Here is an 18,872-nt window from a genome sequence, read left to right on the forward strand (position 1 = left end):
CGCGAGAGACGCCGTTCGGGGCTCACCGTGATGTCAGGAGTCGTCAGGACGTCAGGAGTTGTCGGACCCGGAGCCGCCGCGTGAACCGTATTCGACGGAGCCCTGCACGAAACCGTCCTGGCCGTTGAAGCTGTTCACGTCGGTAGACGGCTTCGTCTCGGAGGCGAGGACGCCGCCCAGAAAGACGCCGCCGACGCCGACGACTACGCCGACGACCGCGGCGAGAATCCCGTAGAGCAAGCGGTCGCGAACCATGGACCACAAGGTACCACCCGAGAACAGTCGGCCGGTCGTGCGAAACTGGTCGCATGCGTGCACACCGCCGTCTCACCGCCGTCGTCGCGTCCGCCGTGCTGTTGTCGGCGTCGGCCTGCAGCAGTTCCGACCCGGACGCCGCGCCGCCGACATCGCCGACGGCCGCGGTCACATCGTCGAGTCCGTCGTCGACCGCGGCGAGTACATCGGCGCCGCAGGCGTGCGGGGCGTCCGACTTGAAGTCGATGTCGTTGCGCGACAAGCTCGCTCAGCTTCTCGTCGTGGGAGTTACCGGAGCTGCCGACGCCAAGCAAGTGGTGTCGGACGAGCATATCGGCGGCGTGTTCGTCGGCAGCTGGAGCGACCTCGGGATGCTCTCTGACGGTTCCGTGAGCAAGCTCTCGAAGGCGCAGAAATATCCCCTGATGGTGACCGTCGACCAGGAGGGCGGCCGGGTGAGTCGCCTCGCGAAGCTCGGCATCGACATGCCGTCGGCGCGCGTTCTGGCAAAGACTAAGACGCCTGCTCAGGTCCGCGTGCTCGCGAAGGATGCGGGCGAGAAGATGAAGAAGCTGGGCATCACGGTCGACTTCGCGCCGAGCGCCGACGTCAGCGACCAGCCGGATGACGAAGTGATCGGCGACCGGTCGTTCTCGGACGATCCGGCAGTAGTCACCGAGTACGCGGGCGCGTTCGCGAAGGGCCTGCAAGACGCCGGGATCATGCCTGTCTACAAGCACTTCCCCGGACACGGTCACGGGTCCGGCGACTCGCACACCGGCAACGTCAAGACGCCGCCGATCGGCCGACTCGTGGAGAAGGACCTCGTTCCCTACAAAACGCTGTTGAAGGATCCGGGCGACGTCGGCGTGATGGTCGGCCACCTGATAGTCCCGGGACTGACCGGTTCGGAGACGCCTGCGAGCATCAGCCCGCGGGCGATCGGAATGCTCCGCAATGGCAAGCGGTACGGCGGCGTCCCGTTCAACGGTGTGGTGTTCTCCGATGATCTGTCGGGAATGAAGGCGATCAGTGAGAAGTACCCGATCGAGATCGCCGTCCGAAAGGCGATCAACGCGGGGTCCGACGTCGCATTGTGGCTGAGCACCGATAAGGTCGGATCCGTACTCGATTCGCTCGAGAAGGCCGTCGCCGATAAGAAGCTGTCCACGAAGCGCGTCGACCAGTCAGTCGTCCGGATTCTGCGGGCTAAGGGTGCGATTACCTGCTGACGCAACTTACCCAATGGTAAGTTCTGGGTATGGCGAGCGGGACGAAGCGGCTGCCCCGTGCAGTCCGCGAACAGCAGATGTTGGACGCGGCGATCGCCGTGTTCTCCGAGCACGGGTACTCCGACAGTTCGATGGATGCCATCGCTGCTCAGGCTGACATCTCCAAGCCGATGCTGTACCTCTACTACGGTTCCAAGGACGAACTGTTCAGTGCGTGCATCGCCCGCGAGTCCGGCCGTTTCATGGAAGCGATGAGTGCGGGCTTCGATCCCGAACTACGGCAGCGTGAGCAGGCGCGGACGCTGGTCCGCGAGTTCTTGCGCTTCGTGTACGAGAATGCGCAGTCGTGGCGCGTCCTGTATCGGGTGTCGGTCGGTACTGCGGCGTTCGCCGACGTCGTCACGGAGAGCCGTCAGGGGATCACTCGGATGATCACCGACCTCATCCGTCGCGGCACCACAGTGGAACGTGCGCGCGACATCGACTTCGAATTGACGGCGGTCGCGCTGGTTGGCGCAGGCGAAGCGGTTGCTGACCGAATCTCTGACGGCGACATCGACCTCGACGACGCGACCGATCTGCTTCTGAGTATCACCTGGCGCGGCCTCGTCGGCGTCGGTTCGACACTCGGTGACGAAGGCTGAATCACGTGAGGCCAAGCGCCTGAAACGACTTCGGCACTTTCTATCGGCGTGGGGCCGAAAGAAAGTGCCGAAGTCGTTTCAGCTTGTGCGGATCAGTCGCGCAGACGGACCGTTCCCGTCAGATGCGGGTAGCCCTTGCGTCGGTTGAGTAGCGACACGTCGTACCCGCCCTCGACAGATTCGGTGTAGGCGTTGACCTTGGCTGGCAACAGGATCGGCTTGCCGAACCGCACCGTGTAGGTGACGGCACCGGCAAGCGAGCCCTCGATGTTCGCCAGAGCCGTGGCCGCCGACCACATGCCGTGTGCGATCGCCTTAGAGAAGCCGAACGCCTTGGCCGACAGGTCGGCCATATGGATCGGGTTCCGGTCGCCGGACGCGTCCGCGTACTTGCGGATCAGGCCCAGGTCGACCGACACGATGCGATCGGGCGGCGGCGGGGTGGTCTCCTTCGGTGCCGGTCCACGTTCGCCGTCGGACAGGCTGGTCCGCTGCTGCTTGAGGAACGTGCTGGTCTGGACCGCCACGCGTTCGGTGCCCACGAAGAACTCCGAGACCATGTCGACGACCATGCCCTTACGGTGCTCACGCAGGTGCTCCGCGTGGGTCGCGACGGTCAATGGCTCGTCGACACCAATCGCGCGGAACCGCTCGATCGTGTTCTCGATGTGCACCGAACCGATCGCTCCCAAAGGGAACTTCGGGTCGACCATCACGGTCATCGCGAGCGGGAACGACAGAACGAACAAGTACGTGACCGGGACGGTCGCGCCGAACGGCAGTCCCGTGGTGTGACAGTACTTCTGCAGGTCGTCGCGATCGATCCGAATGTTCTCGAGCCGGAAGACCGTGTCGGGCAGGCTGGCGTCCGCTGCGACCTTCGCGGGCTTGCCGATCACCGGCAGCATCGCGCTGACTGCTTTCGGATAGATCGTCGCAGGCCCAGGAACTGCAGTGAGGGTGACGGTCGACATCAGGCGCCCAGCAGGCTCTGGCCGCACACCCGCACGACGTTGCCGGTCACCGCGTTGCTGGCGGGGTTGGCGAAGTAGGCGACGGTCTCGGCGACGTCGACTGTCTGGCCGCCCTGCTGGACCGAGTTCATGCGGCGTCCGGCCTCGCGAGTCGCCAGTGGGATGGCGGCGGTCATCGCCGTCTCGATGAAGCCCGGTGCGACGGCGTTGATCGTGATGCCCTGCTTCGCGAGGATCGGGGCGTACGCGTTTACCACGCCGATGACGCCGGCCTTCGAGGTGCCGTAGTTGGTCTGTCCACGGTTGCCCGCGATGCCCGCGATCGACGAGACGTCGATGACGGCGCCCCCGGAGTTGAGCGCCTTGCGCTCCACGAGCTCGTTCACGAGGGCCTGCGGTGCGATCAGGTTGACGCCGATGACCGAGTTCCAGCGCCCCGAGTCCATGTTGGCGAGCAGCTTGTCGCGGGTAATGCCCGCGTTGTTCACGATGATGTCCAAGCCGTTGTGGCGCTCCAAGACGTGCTCGGCGACCTTGGCGCCAGCATCCTCAGCGGTCACGTCGAGCGGCAACGCGGTGCCGCCGACTTTGTTCGCCGTCTCCGACAGCGCTTCGCCCGCGGCCGGGATGTCGGCGGCGATCACGTGGGCGCCGTCTCGGGCGAGTACCTCGGCGATCGTTGCACCGATGCCGCGCGCGGCACCAGTGACCAGGGCGACCTTGCCCGCGAGCGGCTTGTCCCAGTTCTCGATCGCGGCGCCATCGTCGGCACCGATCCGGATCACCTGGGCGTCGACGTACGCCGACTTGCCCGAGAGCAGGAAGCGCAGCGTCGACTCGACGCCTGACAGGCCGGCCTTGGCCTTCGGTGACACGTAGACGAGCTGCGCGGTCGCGCCGTTGCGGAGCTCCTTGCCGAGCGAACGGGTGAAGCCTTCGAGGGCGCGCTGAGCGACCTGAGCGTCGGGCGTCTTCGCGAGTTCGGGGGTGGTGCCGAGGACGACGAAGCGTGCCGAGTTGCCGGTCGAGCGCATGATCGGCGTGTAGAACTCGAACAACTGCTCGAGTTCGGCGGGCTTGCTGATGCCGGTCGCGTCGAAGACGGCGGCACCGAGCTTGTCGGCGCTGCGTCCGCCGGCGTTGTTCTCGACCAGCTGGTAGTCGTCGCCCGCAGACAGGATCTCGCGAATCGGTTCGACGAGACGGCCTGAGCCGCCGAGCAGGACGGGGCCGCCGAGCGGAGGCTGCGTCGCCGAGTAACGGCGCAGGTGAGGCGGCTGGGGGAGGCCGACGCGGCTGGCGATGAAACCGCCGGGGCCCGAGTTCACGAAAGACGAATAGAGGTCTGTGTTGCCTGCCACGACTGACTCCTTTGATAGGTCGGTGACTATTTCGAGTCGATACCTTCTGTGGTGACCGTAGGCGTCGAACCGTCGCCCGCACAGAAACTGGTGCTGTGACGATCGACGCAGATCACTGAGGTCGACAAACAACTTACTCGGGAGTAAGAATGTTGACAACAGTCGGTCCGATCACAGGAGAGCACGTGGCCTCGTACACGCCCCGCAAGCCAGAAACCCGTCAGCTGCGCCCGGTCGCCATCCTTGGCGGCAACCGCATCCCGTTCGCCCGGCAGGACCGTGCGTATGCGACCGCGAGCAACCAGGAGATGTTCACCGCGGCTCTCCAGGGTCTGGTCAGTCGCTTCAACCTGCAGGGCGAACAGCTCGGCATGGTGGCAGGCGGCGCCGTCCTCAAGCACTCGCGTGACTTCAACCTGATCCGCGAGTCGGTCCTCGGCTCCGGCCTCTCGGCCTACACCCCGGCGTTCGACCTCCAGCAGGCGTGCGGCACGGGCTTGCAGGCCATCGCCGCAGTGGGCGACGGCATCGCCTCGGGACGCTACGACGTCGCGGTGGGCGGCGGAGTCGACACCACGTCGGACGCACCGATCGGTGTGTCCGAAGAGATGCGTCGCCAGATGCTCGAGGTGAACCGCGCCAAGAGCACAGCCGACCGCATCAAGGCCGCCATCGGTCTCGCGACTAAGCTCGGCATCGAGATTCCGCGCAACGGTGAGCCCCGCACTGGCATGTCGATGGGCGATCACGCCGCGATCACCGCCAAGGAGTTTGGCGTCAAGCGCGAGGATCAGGACGAGCTGGCCGCGGCCAGCCATCAGAAGATGGGCGCCGCATACGACCGCGGGTTCTTCGACGACCTGGTGACCCCGTTTATGGGTCTGACGCGGGACGAGAATCTCCGCCCGAATTCGTCGGTGGAGAAGCTCGCCACCCTCAAGCCGGTGTTTGGTGTCGGACTCGGCGACGCCACGATGACCGCGGGCAACTCGACCCCGCTGACCGACGGCGCGTCGACTGTCCTGCTCGCCAGCGACGAGTGGGCCGCGGAGCACAAGCTGCCGGTCCTGGCGTACCTGCGCGACACGGAGACCGCGGCAGTCGACTACGTCAACGGCCCCGACGGACTGCTCATGGCTCCGACCTATGCTGTGCCGCGTCTGCTTGAGCGCAATGGCCTCACCCTGCAGGACTTCGACTTCTACGAGATTCACGAAGCGTTCGCATCCGTCGTGCTCGCCACGCTCAGTGCGTGGGAGTCCGAGGACTACTGCCGTGATCGTCTCGGCCTGGACAAGCCGCTCGGCGCGATCGACCGCAGCAAGCTGAACGTGAACGGCTCGTCGCTCGCGGCTGGCCACCCATTCGCCGCGACCGGCGGTCGGATCATCGCCCAGGCGGCCAAGCAGATCAAGGAGAACGGCGGCGGCCGCGCTCTCGTCTCGATCTGTGCCGCGGGCGGTCAAGGCGTCACCGCCATCGTCGAAGGCTGATCGGACCTTCACCGACGTCGAGCAGCCTCAACTCCGTTGCCGCATGCTCGGTTCTCTCGTCGCACTCTCAATGCGCCTTAGCAGCCTCCGCGCAGGCTGCTAAGGCGCATTGAGCTTGGGGCAGCAGAAAACGAGGATGCGTCAACGCGGCTTGACCGCCTTACTCTTTCGCGGCCTCTGAGTATCGTTCATCACATTGGAGCGCCTCCGTTGGCGCCGCGAATCAAGTCCTTGATTCAATGACTCCATGAGTGTGAAGAACGAGGCGACTGCGCCACCTGGGATCGTTGAGAAGCCGCGACCGCGAACGGCTGTTGTCGCCGCGGTGGCCTGTGCAGGCATCTTTGTCGGCTACCTGCCGATCATGGCGGCGACCGTGGGACTGTCGGCGATCGCCAAGGAGACCCAGGCGAGCGCATCGGACCTGGAATGGGTCGTCTCGATGCTCGTCTTGCCGATGGCCGCGCTCATCCTCGCCTTCGGCGCATGGGCCGAAAAGTGGGGCCGCCGACGAGTCCTGATCATCGGTCTCGTGCTCGCGATGCTCGGCGGACTCGTCGCGACCTCGGCAGGCCTCGTCGACGGCGACGCGGCCATCTACTTCATCTGGATCGGGCAAGGTCTCGCAGGCACGGGCGCCGCTGCGCTGATCCCGACGACGTTGGCGATCATCAGTGTTACCGAACCCGATCACCGGCGTCGCGCCGTGCTCATCGCCGCATGGTCGGGAGCGATGATGGGGGCGATGGCGGTCGCCGTCTACCTCTCGGCCGCCATCCTCGACGTGCTGGCGTGGTATTGGCTGTTCATCCCGGTCGTCGTCGCATCTGCGCTGCTCCTTGCATTCGGTGTCCGGCTGGTGCCGGAGAGTCGAGGAGTCACGACCGGTCGGATGGACGTCGCCGGACAGATCCTCACGGCCGTCGGCGTCGCCGCACTGGTCTACGCGGTGATCGTCGGCGGAGCCGACGGGTTCTCGAACCCTAAAGCGATCATCGGACTCATCGTCGCAGTGGTCGCGATCGGCGGCTTCATCACGGTCGAACTGCGGTCGGACGCACCGCTGCTCGACCTCCGCGTGTTCTCCAACGTCACCTTCTCGATGTCCGCTCTGGTCGCCGCGATCGCCATGTTCGCCTACCTCGGCGTCAACTTCGGTCTCGCGCTCTACTTCAGCGCCCTCGACCTAAGCCCGATCGAGGTGGCGAACCGGTACATCTTCCTGATCGGTGGATCGGTCGTCGGGTCGAACATCGCTGGCCGTGCGCTGCGGCGGCTCAACGCGCAGAGCGTGCTCGCCGCGGCCTGTGGATGGACCGGACTCGCCATGGTGTTCCTGTCGTTCATCGACTCGGCGGCACCGGTGTGGCAAGCCGATCTGCGGCTAGTCCTCGCGGGCATCGGTATCGGCGGGGTGCTCGCCACCGTCACCGCGGCAGCAGTCAACGCCGTCCCCTTCCGTCAGGCGGGCATGGCGAGCGCCGCGATCAATGCCGTCCGGCAGACCGGCGGCGCACTCGGCCCGGCCGTCTTCTCGATCCTGTCCGCGTCGTGGGCGCTCAGCGCGCTGCCCGACAAGCTGTTCGACGCAGGAGTCGATGAGAAATCGGCGGCGGTCGTCCAAGAGATCGTCGATGAGCAGGGAGTGCAGCACGGTGGAGCCGTCGCACAGTCGCAGTTCCCCGAACTCGGGCTGCACGACGCGTTGAGCGCGGCGCAGGCGCACGGATTCAGCCTCTCGGCGGTCGCCGCTGCCGTGGTCTTCTGTGCGTTGGCCATCGGTTGCGCGGTGCTGCGCGTGGCCGCCCGCAAACCCGATGTCGAAGAGCCGGTGCGAGTCTGATGACCAGGCTGTTCTCGGGGGCCGCAACCGAACCGGGGTTGAAGTTCGCGTTGATGATTCGGGACCTCAACTTGGCGTTGTCTCGCCGCTCCTTCCCGGACCTGGTGGAGCTCGGGCTGTCGCAGGCGCAGATCCCCGTACTGGCCGCGATCGACGAGCTGCCCGGCAGCACCGGGTGCGAACTCGCGGAAGCCACCCATACGACGCCTCAGGCGGTGAGCCAGATCCTCACCAGGCTCACCGAATGCGGGATGGTGCGCCGCGAATCGCTCGGCGGCCGCGCAATGGGCCACCACCTGACCGACAAGGGCAGGACTGCGACGCACGCAGCACGTGCGCGGTTCGGGGATTTGACGGAGACCTTCCTCACCGTTCTCGACGACGCCGAGAAGGCCATTATGATCGATTCGTTGTGGCGGGTCCTCAACGCGATGGTCGACGACGGCGACGACAAAAGCACTGAATGAGACTGGTCCATAGAAAAGTTTCGGCGAACGTGTAACGCCTACGGGTCGCCGATCTATAGACCAGATAGCTCCGGCTGAACCGCCAGACCCCCGACCCGGCGGTTCAGCCGGAGTCTTGCTATCCGCATATGATCAAGCTGCTGTGACTTTACGACGACGCGAACGCCGCGCGGGCGCCAGATGGTGGATCGTGCGAGGACTCCTCGCCGCGATCCTCCTCGTCGGCCTTGGGTTCGCTCTCGACATCGCGCTCGGACACGGCAAGACGGCGCGCGGCGTCCACATCGCCGAGTTCGATCTCGGGAACAAGACCGACGCGCAAGCACGCGAGATCCTCAGCAGACTCGACGTCGTATCGCACGGACCGATCACGGTGCGGACATCGTCGGGGACGGCATCCATCGACCCGGCGGCGCTCGGCGCCCGATTCGATGTCGACGCCACCCTCGACGCAATCAAGGTGCAGCCCCGGAACCCGGTCACCAGGCTGGCCGCGCTGTTCGGCCGCCACCAAGACGTTCATCCCGTGGTCCGCATCGACCGCGCCGCCTTCGACGCCGAACTCGACAAGCAGAAGTCGGTTCTCGAGAAGGCTGCCGTCGAAGGCGGAGTCCACTTCGACGGGATCACTCCGGTTGCCGATTATCCGGCCAAGGGTATGCGCATCGACCGTGACGCGGCGCTGCAGGCCGTTGAAGACGACTGGCTGGTGGGCGGACCGATCGATCTTGCGATGGAGCCGTTCTCGCCGACGGTGTCGGCGCAGACCGTCGATGCTGTGGTCGCCGATCAGGCGCAGACGGTCACGGCGTCTCCGGTCCGCCTCGACGGCCGCGGCGAGACGATCTCGGTGAGCCGCCGCGAACTCGGCGGCCTCGTGACGTTCGTCGCCGACGGCAAGGGTGGCCTGAAACCGCACGTCGACGCCTCAGAGTCGAAGAAGGTGCTCGGCGACCGGACCGCAACCACCGAATCCGAACCGGTCGACGCCACCTTCCGGCTGTCGGGCGGATCGCCGCGCGTCGTTGCGTCCAGCGACGGCGCCCGAGTCAATTGGAACAAGACGGCCTCGACAATCGCCGTCGCCGCGGTCACCGAAGAGGATCGCGCCGAAAAACTCCCGTACCGGGTACTCAAGCCGTCGCTTGACACCGTGGCTGCTCGTAAACTCGGGGTTCACGAGGTGGTTTCCGAGTTCACGACGGGCGGTTTCAGCGGGCCGTCAGGCGAAAACATCCGACTCGTCGCGGAAAAGGTCGACGGCGCTGTCGTACTGCCGGGGAAGACCTTCTCGCTCAACGGGTACACCGGTCCCCGCGGCACCGCCCAGGGCTACGTCGAGTCGGGGATCATCGACCATGGTCGACCGTCGAACGCGGTGGGCGGCGGAATCTCCCAATTCGCGACGACGCTTTACAACGCTGCCTATTTTGCCGGTCTCGAGGACGCGGGGCACACCGAGCATGCCTATTACATTTCGCGGTACCCCGAAGCGCGCGAGGCGACAGTGTTCGAAGGCCTGATCGACCTTCAGTTCAAGAACGACACGAAGCACGGCGTGTACATCGAGACGCAGTGGTCGGCGTCGAGTATCACGGTGCGCATGTGGAGCACGAAGACTGTCGATGTCGAATCGGTGACCGGGCCCCGGACCGACGCGACGTCACCGGAAGTCGTGAACGTCCCCGCTGGCGACGAGTGCGTCCCGAGCGGTGGCGCTGGCGGCTTCACCGCCTCGAATACGCGGATCATCTCCGACCACAAGACCGGCAAGGAGACGTACCGGCACACGCGGACCGTGAAGTACGCGCCCGAGCCGGTCGTGCGGTGCCGATAGCCGGTGCGCAATGCACGTGCTGCCCGTGCACCGAGTTGCATACCCGACCCGTGTCGCCGGTCACTGATTCGTTAAGCTCCGACCATGGAACTAACTGGAGCAAGTGCAATCGTCACCGGAGGCGCGTCGGGTATCGGCGCGGCATCTGCCCGTCGTCTTGCCGCACGTGGCGCCAAGGTCGTCATCGCCGACCTCAAGGCTGAGGACGGCGAAGCCCTCGCCAAGGAGATCGGCGGCGTCTTCGTCACCGTCGACGTCACCGACACTGAGCAGATCGAAGCGGCCGTCAACAAAGCCGTCGAACTCGGCCCGTTGAAAGCTGTCGTCAACTCGGCAGGCATCGGTTGGGCGCAGCGCACCGTCGGTCGTGACGGCGAATTCGCGTCCGCCCACAACCTGGACCTGTACAAGAAGGTCATCGCGATCAACCTGGTCGGTACTTTCGACTCGGTTCGGCTCGCAGCGACCGCGATGGGCCGCAACGAGCCGAACGAAGACGGCGAGCGCGGTGCGATCGTCAACCTCGCTAGCGTTGCCGCCTTCGACGGCCAGATCGGTCAGGCCGCTTACTCGTCGTCGAAGGGCGGCGTCGTCGGCATGACCCTGCCGGTCGCACGTGACCTGTCGGCCATCGGTGTCCGCGTCAACTGCATCGCGCCGGGCCTGATCAACACTCCGATCTACGGTGAAGGCCCTGACTCGGAGGCGTTCAAGGCCAAGCTCGGTGAGAGCGTCCTGTTCCCGAAGCGCCTCGGCGTGCCGGACGAGCTCGCGTCCATGGTGGAAGAGCTCATCACCAACTCGTACATGAACGCCGAAGTGATCCGCGTCGACGGTGGCATCCGGATGCCACCGAAGTAAGATCTCGATTCCGGACAGACCGAAAAATACAGTGATTCCCGCCGATCGATCCGATCGGCGGGAATCACTGTTTCGCTCCCGATACGCTTGCGGCATGCGGAATCTGGTGTTGTCAGTCATCGGCGACGATCGTCCCGGGCTCGTGTCGGCTCTTGCCGACGCGGTCGCCGGGAACGGCGGCAACTGGGAGCGGAGTCAGCTCGCACAGCTGGCAGGCAAGTTCGCCGGCATCGTCGCCGTCGCGGTCCCCGCTGACCGCGCCGACGAACTGATCGCCGCCGTCACCGGACTCGACGGGCTCCTCGAAGTGGCTGTGCACTCTGGCGGCGAGCAGTCTCGCGTCGGCGAGTGGGCGGAACTGACCATCGAGGTGCTCGGCACTGACCGTGCGGGCATCGTCCACGAACTGTCGACGGCGTTGAGCCGCAGCGGCGTCACAATCGAGAAGATGACAACGGGGACCCGTGAGGCGCCGATGGCTGGCGGATTGCTGTTCGAGGCGACCATCGACGTCCTCGTGCCGCCGACAGGCGACCCGGTGGACATCCGTGACGACCTCGAGACGATCGCCGCCGAACTGCTAGTGGATCTCGACGTCGTCGGAGACTGAGTCGTCCGGGACACGATCGTCAGTCAGCGAGTGCGGTGGGTTTGTTCGGGCGCCGACGACGCCGAGGATGGCCGCGCCGAGGCACGCGGCCGATACCGATCCCGCGAACCAGGGGAATGTCGCGGCCGCGCCGTACTTCGACGAGAGGGCTCCTGCGATGACAGTCGGGACTCCCATCGCGAGGTAGCCGAGCAGGTAGTAGGCGCTCATCACGGCTCCGCGTGAATCGGCTGGCGTCACGTTGGTGAGGTGGCGCAGCGATCCGCCGAACGCGAGCCCGAACGTCGCGCCGAGCACGATCGAGTCGACGATCACGAACACCGTCGAACCGGTGTTGAGCGCCCAGACCGCGCATCCGAGCGACACGATGAGACCGAGATGTCCGACGATCGCGGATGAGCGCGGATCGAACCGTCCACCGACCCATTGGAAGGCGGCGGATGCGGCGGCCATCACGGCGACGACTATGCCGACGAAGATGATCGAGTCGTGGCCGGTGGAGTGTTGGGTGAGCGCCGGGTAGAGGCTGAGGAACACGCCGAGCACCGACCAGGCGCTCATGATGCCGATTCCGGAGAACCAGAAGTCGGTCGAGATGGCGGTCGGCACACTGGGGCGTTGGATACGCACCCGTGCGCCCGTCTTCTCGCTGTGGGGTTCGATGAGGGCGACGACGCCGGCGAGCATCACGACGACGACGGCGGCGACGATCGCATACGGGACGCGGAGGGGATTGGCTGCCCATTGTGCGGCCGCAGCCGCGCCGAACACGGTGATGGCGATGCCGACGTTCAGGGCGATCCCGCTGAACATCCCGTTGCGTGCGCCGCCGTGTGGTCGGACGTCGAGGAGGGCGGCGCCTGCAACGACGGTGATCGCGCCGATCGCAGTTCCGTGCAGGAGGCGCGCGAGGATCAGTTCCCATTCGGCGTGGGCGATCAGGAAGAGGCCGAGGCCTCCGAGGATCGCGACGAGCGCGGCGATGAGGACGGGCTTGCGTCCGACGGCGTCGGAGATGGGGCCGACGGTGAGTGCCGAACTGAGCGCACCGATCGCGTACACCGCGAAGACGACGGTGATCGCGAGCGGCGACATGTGCCATTGCTGTTGGTACAGCGGGTACAAGGGTGACGGCAGGCCGGACACGCCGAGTGCGAGCGCCAGCAGGGAGAGCAACAGTGCGAATGACCACGGTTGGGGATGGGCGGTGTGCGACCGTGGATCTTCGAAGACGACTGCGGTGACCACGATGCTCCTCTGTTTCGGCGATTCGAGTATGTTCGACAATGATCGAACTCTATCGACGCTAGCGGACTGTTCGATAGGTATCAAACTCACATGGTGGGAGAAACTGATGCGGTGGGAAAGACAGCAGCCTGAGGAGAGACTCTGATGACCACAGCCGACACGTCGGTCGCCGATCTGCACACCGTCCTGAACGCACTCGCCGATCCGGTGCGCCTGGAGATGGCGCGCCGGTTGCATGATGCTGGACGGGAACTCTCGTGCACGTCGCTCTATGACACCGTCGGCAAGGCGACGGCCAGCCACCATTTCAAGATATTGAGAGAGGCCGGCATCGTTGTACGTCACGCCGCGGGCCAGGGGGCGACGTACGCGCTGCGCGCTGACGACGTCGACGCCGCCTATCCTGGACTGCTCACCGCGGTGCTGTCCGCGGCGCACCCGCTGCCCGCTCCGTAGGGCGGCGCCGGTGTGGCCGACAGACAAAGAGAGCCCCCACCGGATCGCGGCGGGGGCTCTCTTCTCAGCTTCGAATCGGCTGGTGAGGACCGATCAGAAAGCGGCTTCGTCGAGCTCCATGAGCTCGTTGTCGACGTTGTTCTCGACAATGTGGCGGGTCGCGGTGAGCTGCGGGAGCATGTTCTTCGCGAAGAACCGGGCAGTCGTGATCTTGCCCTGGTAGAACGCGACGTCGGCACCGGTGGCTCCGCTGTCGAGAGCGGCCTGTGCGACGACGGCCTGACGCAGCAGCAGCCAGCCGACGAGCAGGTCGCCGACCGACATCAGGAAGCGAACTGACGCAGTTCCTACGAGGTAGAGCTGCTTGGGATCCTCCTGTGCGGCCATCAGCCAGCTGGTCAGCTTGGCAGCCATCGCCTGCACGTCCTCCAGCGCGGTCTTGAGCAGTGCACGCTCGTCGGCGAAGCCTTCGCCGCTCTCGATGAACTGCTGGACCTGGCCCGCGACGTGCGCCAGAGCCTGACCCTTGTCGCGGATGATCTTGCGGAAGAAGAAGTCCTGCGCCTGGATGGCGGTGGTGCCTTCGTACAGGGAGTCGATCTTCGAGTCGCGGATGTACTGCTCGATCGGGTAGTCCTGCAGGAATCCCGAACCGCCCAGGGTCTGCAGCGACTCGGTGAGCTTCTCGTAGGCGCGCTCGGAGCCGACGCCCTTGACGATCGGGAGCAGCAGGTCGTTCACCTTGTGCGCGAGCTCAGCGTCGGCACCTGACACGATCTCGGCGGCCGCGGGGTCCTGGTGCGATGCCGTGTACAGGTAGATGGCGCGCAGACCTTCGGCGTAGGCCTTCTGGGTCAGGAGGGCGCGACGCACATCCGGGTGGTGAGTGATGGTCACGCGCGGAGCGGCCTTGTCCATCATCTGAGTCAGATCAGCGCCCTGGACACGCTCCTTGGCGTATTCGAGGGCGTTCAGGTAGCCGGTCGACAGTGTCGAGATGGCCTTAGTGCCGACCATCATTCGAGCGTGCTCGATGACGTCGAACATCTGGGCGATGCCCGAGTGGACCTCGCCGACGAGCCAACCCGTGGCGGGTGTGCCGTGCAGCCCGAAGCTAACCTCACACGTGGACGAAGCCTTAATGCCCATCTTGTGTTCGACGTTGGTGACAAAAGCGCCATTGCGGTCGCCCAGCTCACCGGTCTCGTGGTCGAAGTGGAACTTGGGGACGAAGAACAGCGACAGGCCCTTCGTGCCCGGTCCGGCGCCCTCGGGGCGAGCCAATACCAGGTGGAAAATGTTCTCGGTCATATTCTGGTCGGCCGAGGTGATGAAGCGCTTCACGCCCTCGATGTGCCAGGTGCCGTCTTCCTGACGGGTCGCCTTGGTGGTGCCCGCGCCCACGTCCGAACCCGCGTCCGGCTCGGTCAGCACCATGGTGGCGCCCCAGCCGCGCTCGGCGCAGATCTCAGCCCACTTCTTCTGCTCATCGGTGCCGTTGTCGTAGAAGATGTTCGAGAAGCCCGCACCGGCCGCGTACATGAATACCGGCGGGTTGGCGCCGAGCACCATCTCGCCGAGGGCCCAGTACAGCGAGCGAGGGGCCGGGAGACCGCCCAGCTTCTCGTCGACGCCGACCTTGTCCCAGCCTGCGTCGATGAATGCGTGATACGACTTCGCGAACGTCTCCGGAACGGTGACGCTGTGCTCCTTCGGGTCGAACACCGGCGGGTTGCGGTCAGCGTCGGTGAACGAGTCGGCGATGACGCCCTCGGACAGGTTCTTGACCTCGCGGAGCATGTCGACTGCGGTCTCGTGATCGAGGTCGCCGAACTGTCCGGACTCGAGAACCTTGTCGAGTTCGTACATCTCGAAGAGGTTGAAGTGCAGATCGCGGAGGTTGGACTTGTAATGGCCCATGAGAACGTTCCTAACCGATAATTGAGAGGCTGTCCGGCTATGTTACTTGCCGGTAACTATGACAGATTATCGCTCGATACTTGCGGAGGCAACTGCAGACGGGTGTGGTCCCGCTAACAAATGCAAGCGGATGTCGCAGCGTTCGCTGTTCAGTGGCTGCGCAGGTACGCCAGGTCGTCGGCGACGCCGTCCGACGGTGTCTCCAGCACGCCGGGTGCGCCGGCCGTCTTCATCAACTCCACCAGGACGTCAGGGGCGATGTGTCCCGACTCGATGTTCGCGTGCCGGTCGCGACCCGAGTCGAACTCGTCCCGCGAATTGTTGAGATGGATCAGGTCGATGCGTCCGGTGATCGCCTTGATCCGTTCGACGAGGCCGATGAGGTCTTCGCCGCCCGCCCATGCATGGCAGGTGTCCAGGCAGAATCCGGCCTGGTCGTAGTCGCCGACCGCGTCCCATAAGCGCTCAATCGACTCCAGCGTGCGCGCCATCGCATGCGATCCGCCCGCCGTGTTCTCGATCAAGATCGGGACGCCGAAACCGCCCTTGTCGGATTGTCGATCGAACAGCTTGCGCCAGTTGGCGAAACCCTCGGCAGCGTCCTCCCCGTCACGAAGATGTCCACCGTGGACGACGAGGCCGATCGCTCCGAGGTCCTTAGCAGCGTCCGCCTGCTGCTCGACGGCCTTGCGGGACGGCATGCGCAGACGATTGTTCAGGCTGGCGACATTGATCTGGTAGCTCGAATGCACCACGACGTCGATCGGCGCTTCGCGGATCGACGCGGCATGCGGGTGTGGCTGCGGCTTCGTCCAACTTTGCGGGTCGGTCACGAACATCTGAAAGATGTCGATCCCGAGCTCGTTCGCGGTGGCGACGGGATTCTCGTCCTGACGAAGGTGGGCTCCGATACGCATGAGTCAACGATAGGTGCTCGCCACCCAGGCTCACTCCGTTCGCACTCAGACGTTGTGGTCGTCTCCGACGAACGGGCTGTTTTCGGTGCGCGCTGCCGGTGGGGTGACCTTGTGGAAGTCGATCATGGCGCGAGTGTTCTCGACGGCGGTCACCAGACCGATACCGAACTGGCCGTGAGCGTCGAACAGATTCGCAGTGCCCACCGAGACGCCCGCGTCCTCGATGTGGCTGTCGGATTCGACACCGACCCGATCGCCGTCCGGGAGTCGGCTCAGCGCGACAGTCAGATCGCAGTTGATGAAACCAATGCCGCCCTCGCCCCAGTTGGTGGCTAGGCTCGTGCCCTCCGCTGCGATTACGGCGCGCTGGAAGGCGGTGAGCGACTCGTCGGGCAGGACGTTGATCGGCTTGCTCCACAGACGACGTCGGTTGCCGTTCTGGAATTCGCTCATGTCGGAGCTCCAGTCGTGCTCGACGTCGGAGAACTGAGTGTGTGGATCGTCGTCGGCAGTCCCGGGGACGTCGATCCGCACGTCGGATCGCGACCAACGCGCGCCCGGCGGGTTGTCTCCCTGTTTCAAGAAGACGACGTTGCCCTGTGCGACGAGCGTGCCGGTCGCATCGCCGCCGATCTCGTCTGCTTCGTCGTGCTGGCGGACGCTCACCTGGACGACTCGAATGCGACGCCCGTCGCGGAGCGTCTGCGTCTGCGTGCTCGTCGGGAGCCTGCGCGCCGACTTGAACAGTTCCAGCGTGAACCGTGCGGGCAGCCATCCGTCGCGGGCGTGTTCGCGTTCCGCAGCGTACGCGGCGAGACCGCATACCGATGGGCCGTTCAGTGCGTCCGGCCCCCACAGGCTCATTGCGAAACGCGTCGGGTCGGCGCGTTGCGAATCGCCGGGAGTGAAGAAGGACTTCTGAGACATGTTCTCTGACGTTACGCTTTCACTATGACTGTCAACTCAGCCCCGTCTGCTCTGCCCGATGCCGCGGTCAATGCCGTCCGCACCTTCCTGATCACCACGTCGATCGTCGGCATCGCTCTGGGCATCACCGCACTCGTATGGCCGGGCGCGACGTTGGCTGTAGTCGCGGTCCTGTTCGGAGTGTCCCTCGTGGTGACTGGGCTGATTCGTCTGTTCGTGGCGTTCGCGACGACCGCCGCCCCGTTCGGTTCGCGGATGCTGCTCGCCGTGTTCGGCGGCATCGTGCTCGCCGCCGGTGTCCTGGCGATCCTCAACCCGTCCGAATCGTTGACCTTGCTCGGCATCTTCATCGGCGTGGGGTGGATCTTTGCCGGGTTCCAGGACCTGTTCGGCGCGAAGCTCTCTGTTTATCTGGTGCCGCGCTGGCTGGTGATCGTGTCGGGCATCGTGTCAGTGGCCGCCGGTATCGCGATGATCGTGCTGCCTGCCATTTGGACGCTCAGCACCATTCTGTGGTTCATCGCGATCATGTTGATCGCGGTCAGCATCGTGACGCTGTTCGCGCTTCCGGCCAAGCGGAAGGCCTGACCGGACGCCGACCGCCGACACAATTCTCACTAAATGGCCGCAGAACCCAGAGAACGTCGTCAAGACGGCTGATCAGGTGAGACTCGCGACAGCATCTCACGCAGCTAGGGCGCGCGGGGCGAGTGAATCGGTTGTCGCCGACGCGCGCGCACCGTCGTCGACGAGCGCGCGGTTCCATCGGTCCAACGAGGCGACGAGGTCGGCGGCGTGGATCAGGTGGATGCCGCCGACGAGGCCGGTACCGGCGATCGCGGCCGCCTCAGGCGACTGCGCGGCGGCCGCGCCGAGCAGCAAGTCGGCGCCCGAACGGTCGGAATCCCACATGGCGTCGGCAGTCGTCATACAAAGTGCGGCAGCTGACCTCGACTGGTCGAGGTGGATCATCGCCCACCCCCAATGGCGGGCGACGTCGACGGTGTCGCCGCCGCCTCGGCCGTGGGTGCGCACATATTTGGCGTGGAGTTCGCTGCACAGCAGATTCGAATCCATCCAAAGACTCAGGTGCGACATGCAGCGCACGCAGTCGTGCAGTGCGGCAAGGTATTTCACTGAGTACGGGCCTTCTCGGCGGGATCTGATCTCGCGAAGGACCGAGTAGTCGGCGAGCGCGTGACTGAACTCGCCAGCGTCGTACAGTTCGCGCGCCTGGAAGTTCAACTCGTCGAGCATGCCTCCATAGTGCCCTGCATCACATCTGCGCGTGGGTGAATCACATCTACTCTCGACGCTCGAGACGGCCGATCCGCTGTCGACACAGCAGCGCGCCCACGGCTGTCGCCCCCGCGCCGACGGACGCGAACACCATTCCGTGAGCGGGCGTCATACCGTCGGGGACGGTAAGGAAGTCGAAGAGCGCACCGGCGGCGGCGAGTGCGGATACGGCCGCCGCAGCGTGCCGCCACGACGCGCCGACCTGGCCGGCGAGACGTCGCGTGGCGAGGAGGAGCGCGACGATCGCGGCGGCCGCGACCATCCAGTTCAGGCGCGCGGAATGTAGTTCGAGAGCCGGATCGTTCGCCCGACCGAGGCCGGTGACCTGCCGGGTGGGCCGGTCGACATCGGAGTACCAGGGCAACAGATACGAGCCAAGGGTCAACAGCGCGCCGGCTGCGAGGATCACCGCATCTATCGGAATCACTGCAGACCACCGTTGTGCTGGCGTGACGATCATGGGGGCTCCTGGTCCGACTACCTGTCCGACGGTAAACCGAGGTTCACCGCGGGTCCGGTGCGTGAATG

The 18,872-nt window shown here is 65.3% G+C and carries 19 protein-coding genes; 10 read left to right on the forward strand and 9 right to left on the reverse strand.

The window, feature by feature from the left end:
• Nucleotides 1-51: 51 nt before the first annotated feature.
• Complete coding sequence (locus tag MP11Mi_RS07845; protein ID WP_420041727.1) at nt 52-255, reverse strand: DUF2613 family protein; 204 nt, start codon at nt 253-255, stop codon at nt 52-54.
• A 53-nt stretch (nt 256-308) separates the two neighbouring features.
• Between MP11Mi_RS07845 and MP11Mi_RS07850 the strand changes: the two genes are divergently transcribed.
• A complete protein-coding gene (locus MP11Mi_RS07850; protein WP_420041728.1) occupies nt 309-1,487 on the forward strand; it encodes a glycoside hydrolase family 3 N-terminal domain-containing protein in 1,179 nt (392 codons plus the stop codon).
• 29 nt (nt 1,488-1,516) lie between these two features.
• Entirely contained in the window at nt 1,517-2,131 is a 615-nt protein-coding gene (locus MP11Mi_RS07855) for a TetR/AcrR family transcriptional regulator (protein WP_420041729.1), read from the forward strand.
• Nucleotides 2,132-2,223: 92 nt separating this feature from the next.
• On the opposite strand, the gene MP11Mi_RS07860 is transcribed toward MP11Mi_RS07855, so the two are convergent.
• A complete protein-coding gene (locus tag MP11Mi_RS07860) occupies nt 2,224-3,105 on the reverse strand; it encodes a MaoC/PaaZ C-terminal domain-containing protein (protein WP_420712853.1) in 882 nt (293 codons plus the stop codon).
• Nucleotides 3,105-4,466, reverse strand: coding sequence for a 3-oxoacyl-ACP reductase (locus MP11Mi_RS07865; RefSeq protein WP_420041730.1), 1,362 nt, complete (start codon nt 4,464-4,466; stop codon nt 3,105-3,107). Before MP11Mi_RS07865 ends, MP11Mi_RS07860 begins: the two co-directional genes overlap by 1 nt.
• Before the next feature lie 149 nt (nt 4,467-4,615).
• Here MP11Mi_RS07865 and MP11Mi_RS07870 point away from each other — a divergent pair, with 149 nt between their 5' ends.
• The 6 genes from MP11Mi_RS07870 to MP11Mi_RS07895 all read left to right on the forward strand — a co-directional run bounded on the left by MP11Mi_RS07870 (nt 4,616) and on the right by MP11Mi_RS07895 (nt 11,577).
• Nucleotides 4,616-5,959 carry an acetyl-CoA C-acetyltransferase gene (locus tag MP11Mi_RS07870; protein WP_420712854.1) on the forward strand — a complete coding sequence of 448 codons (1,344 nt, stop codon included), beginning with the start codon at nt 4,616-4,618 and terminating at the stop codon, nt 5,957-5,959.
• 247 nt (nt 5,960-6,206) lie between these two features.
• Nucleotides 6,207-7,802 (forward strand): MFS transporter, encoded by a 1,596-nt coding sequence (locus MP11Mi_RS07875; RefSeq protein WP_420041732.1) that lies wholly within the window; start codon nt 6,207-6,209, stop codon nt 7,800-7,802.
• The gene (locus MP11Mi_RS07880; RefSeq protein WP_420041733.1) at nt 7,802-8,269 is read left to right on the forward strand and encodes a MarR family winged helix-turn-helix transcriptional regulator; all 468 of its coding nucleotides are present in this window, start codon (nt 7,802-7,804) and stop codon (nt 8,267-8,269) included. Before MP11Mi_RS07875 ends, MP11Mi_RS07880 begins: the two co-directional genes overlap by 1 nt.
• 142 nt (nt 8,270-8,411) lie before the next feature.
• Complete coding sequence (locus tag MP11Mi_RS07885) at nt 8,412-10,106, forward strand: VanW family protein (RefSeq protein ID WP_420041734.1); 1,695 nt, start codon at nt 8,412-8,414, stop codon at nt 10,104-10,106.
• 84 nt (nt 10,107-10,190) lie between these two features.
• Nucleotides 10,191-10,967: an SDR family NAD(P)-dependent oxidoreductase gene (locus MP11Mi_RS07890; protein ID WP_420041735.1), complete on the forward strand. Its 777-nt coding sequence runs from the start codon at nt 10,191-10,193 to the stop codon at nt 10,965-10,967.
• A 94-nt stretch (nt 10,968-11,061) separates the two neighbouring features.
• On the forward strand, nt 11,062-11,577 hold the full coding sequence (locus MP11Mi_RS07895; RefSeq protein ID WP_420041736.1) for a glycine cleavage system transcriptional repressor: 516 nt from the start codon (nt 11,062-11,064) through the stop codon (nt 11,575-11,577).
• On the opposite strand, the gene MP11Mi_RS07900 is transcribed toward MP11Mi_RS07895, so the two are convergent.
• A complete protein-coding gene (locus tag MP11Mi_RS07900) occupies nt 11,548-12,825 on the reverse strand; it encodes an MFS transporter (protein ID WP_420041737.1) in 1,278 nt (425 codons plus the stop codon). The two genes, MP11Mi_RS07895 and MP11Mi_RS07900, sit on opposite strands and share 30 nt — an antisense overlap.
• A 144-nt stretch (nt 12,826-12,969) precedes the next feature.
• On the opposite strand from MP11Mi_RS07900, the gene MP11Mi_RS07905 reads away from it, so the two are divergent.
• Nucleotides 12,970-13,281 (forward strand): ArsR/SmtB family transcription factor, encoded by a 312-nt coding sequence (locus MP11Mi_RS07905; RefSeq protein WP_420041738.1) that lies wholly within the window; start codon nt 12,970-12,972, stop codon nt 13,279-13,281.
• A gap of 93 nt (nt 13,282-13,374) precedes the next feature.
• Here the strand turns inward: MP11Mi_RS07905 and MP11Mi_RS07910 are convergent, their stop codons facing one another.
• The 3 genes from MP11Mi_RS07910 to MP11Mi_RS07920 all read right to left on the reverse strand — a co-directional run bounded on the left by MP11Mi_RS07910 (nt 13,375) and on the right by MP11Mi_RS07920 (nt 17,045).
• Nucleotides 13,375-15,201: an acyl-CoA dehydrogenase gene (locus tag MP11Mi_RS07910; protein ID WP_420041739.1), complete on the reverse strand. Its 1,827-nt coding sequence runs from the start codon at nt 15,199-15,201 to the stop codon at nt 13,375-13,377.
• A 149-nt stretch (nt 15,202-15,350) separates the two neighbouring features.
• Complete coding sequence (locus MP11Mi_RS07915) at nt 15,351-16,118, reverse strand: deoxyribonuclease IV (protein ID WP_420041740.1); 768 nt, start codon at nt 16,116-16,118, stop codon at nt 15,351-15,353.
• 45 nt (nt 16,119-16,163) lie between these two features.
• Nucleotides 16,164-17,045, reverse strand: a complete 882-nt coding sequence (locus tag MP11Mi_RS07920) for an acyl-CoA thioesterase domain-containing protein (RefSeq protein ID WP_420041741.1) — start codon at nt 17,043-17,045, stop codon at nt 16,164-16,166.
• A gap of 24 nt (nt 17,046-17,069) precedes the next feature.
• On the opposite strand from MP11Mi_RS07920, the gene MP11Mi_RS07925 reads away from it, so the two are divergent.
• On the forward strand, nt 17,070-17,633 hold the full coding sequence (locus tag MP11Mi_RS07925; protein ID WP_420041742.1) for an HdeD family acid-resistance protein: 564 nt from the start codon (nt 17,070-17,072) through the stop codon (nt 17,631-17,633).
• Between the two features lie 96 nt (nt 17,634-17,729).
• Here MP11Mi_RS07925 and MP11Mi_RS07930 read toward each other — a convergent pair whose 3' ends face one another.
• The gene (locus MP11Mi_RS07930) at nt 17,730-18,302 is read right to left on the reverse strand and encodes a hypothetical protein (RefSeq protein ID WP_420041743.1); all 573 of its coding nucleotides are present in this window, start codon (nt 18,300-18,302) and stop codon (nt 17,730-17,732) included.
• Between the two features lie 46 nt (nt 18,303-18,348).
• Entirely contained in the window at nt 18,349-18,804 is a 456-nt protein-coding gene (locus tag MP11Mi_RS07935) for a hypothetical protein (RefSeq protein ID WP_420041744.1), read from the reverse strand.
• Nucleotides 18,805-18,872 lie beyond the last annotated feature (68 nt).

This window comes from Gordonia abscondita, from assembly GCF_032711245.1.
Lineage (GTDB): Bacteria > Actinomycetota > Actinomycetes > Mycobacteriales > Mycobacteriaceae > Gordonia.